The sequence below is a fragment of the Candidatus Dependentiae bacterium genome (genome assembly GCA_040878395.1).
In the GTDB taxonomy this organism is placed as follows: Bacteria; Babelota; Babeliae; order Babelales; family Vermiphilaceae; genus JAKBEL01.
In genome coordinates this window covers 7,365-9,036 of record JBBDMI010000002.1, presented here as the reverse complement: position 1 = coordinate 9,036, position 1,672 = coordinate 7,365, and the positions used below count along the sequence as shown (strand labels likewise).

The window sequence follows — 1,672 nt, the reverse complement described above, 5'->3', positions numbered from 1 at the left end:
CAGTAAATACTGTCGACGCTAAAGTGGACCTCTTAACGTTTTACCTTGAAGCACTTATAGATATAGAATATTTTGCTTATGTGGCCAACTCCTCTTTGGATAATGATGTAACACCGATTGATCTTTCGAACAATATGCCAGGCACTGATATACCGGTAGGAACTGAACCTATACGTATTGCGATAACACCTGATAATGCTTTTGCTTATGTAACTAACAATGGTGGTAATAATGTAACGCCGATTGACCTTGCGACTAATACGGCAGGCGCTACTATATCGGTAGGATCTTCTCCTGTAGGTATTGCGATAACACCTGATGGGAAATTTGCTTATGTAGTAAATTTCGGTGATGGTAATGTAACACCGATTACCCTTGCGACCGATACACCAGGCACTACTATAGCTGTAGGAAGTATTCCTCAAGATATTGCGATAAGACCTGATGGGAAATTTGCTTATGTAACAAATAGCGGTAGCAATAATGTAACACGGATTGATCTTTCGACCAATATGCCAGACGTTACTATAACATCGGTAGGAAATTCTCCTGGAGGTATTGCGATAACACCTGACGGAGCCTTTGCTTATGTAACAAATAGCGGTGACGATACAGTAAGGCCAATTAATCTGTCGGACAATACACTCGGTACTCCTATAGCGGTAGGAAATTCTCCTCAAGGTATTGCAATAACACCTGATGGAGCTTTTGCTTATGTAACAAATGGCGATGATAATAATGTAACACCGATTGATCTGTCGGACAATACGACACTCGCTACTATATCGGTAGGAACTAATCCTGTAGGTATTGCGATAAGACCTGATGGAGCTTTTGCTTATGTAACAAATAGAATTGACGCTAATGTAACGCCGATTAATCTGTCGAACAATACGACACTCGCTACTATATCGGTAGGAAGTACTCCTAGTGGTATTGCGATAGCTACTTTTATATCGCTTAAACCTTAAATAAAAGCAACTAAAGGAAGCACCTTTTGGATTATATAATCCAAAAGGTGCTTCCTTTTTATTATTTTTGCTTGCATATTTTTGTTAAAGGTTACTATATATAAATTTAAAGGTTACTTTAGTAAGGTAAGAGTAAAATAAAAAAAAAGGGTTACGTATGAGTAGTAAGAGGTCTCGTCTCTTAATTTATAATAGTATATTACTGTTGTTAGTGTTGAGTTTTAATATAGAATCAGCATTTCAAGTTCAGCCGGGAGTACGCTTGTGGGACATTGCTGCTGAAACAGAAGAAAAAGTTAGTACTATAGGATCATTAATAGATCGAATTAATTCTCAAAATGAGATTATTGAGTCAAAAATTGAAGCGAGTCAATTTACTGTGGAATCATCAGTTGTTGTTATTGATAGTAAAATTGATGAACTGACATCTGAAGTTGAAGAAATTCAGGTAACATCAAAGACTATTTTATCAAAAGTATGTGAGATTGATTCAAAAATAAGTTCAATAGATTTTGATGGCAGTGTGATTGATCAGGTTGATAGTAAGCTTGGTGTGATCATTGACCTTGATGAAAATACATTGAGTAAAGTGTGTACCATAGATTCTAAAGTTGATGCAATTCAATCGACATTAAATAGTATTGACTTTGATGGCAGTGTGATCGACCAAGTTGACAGTAAACTGTGCGCATTGGATATGT

At 36.6% G+C, this 1,672-nt stretch carries 2 protein-coding genes; both read left to right on the top strand.

The annotated features are described in order from the left end of the window. On the top strand, positions 1 to 971 hold a 971-nt coding region (locus WD055_00305), incomplete at its 5' end, for a YncE family protein (protein MEX0848652.1). A gap of 157 nt (positions 972 to 1,128) precedes the next feature. Next, on the top strand, positions 1,129 to 1,672 hold a 544-nt coding region (locus WD055_00300), incomplete at its 3' end, for a hypothetical protein (GenBank protein ID MEX0848651.1).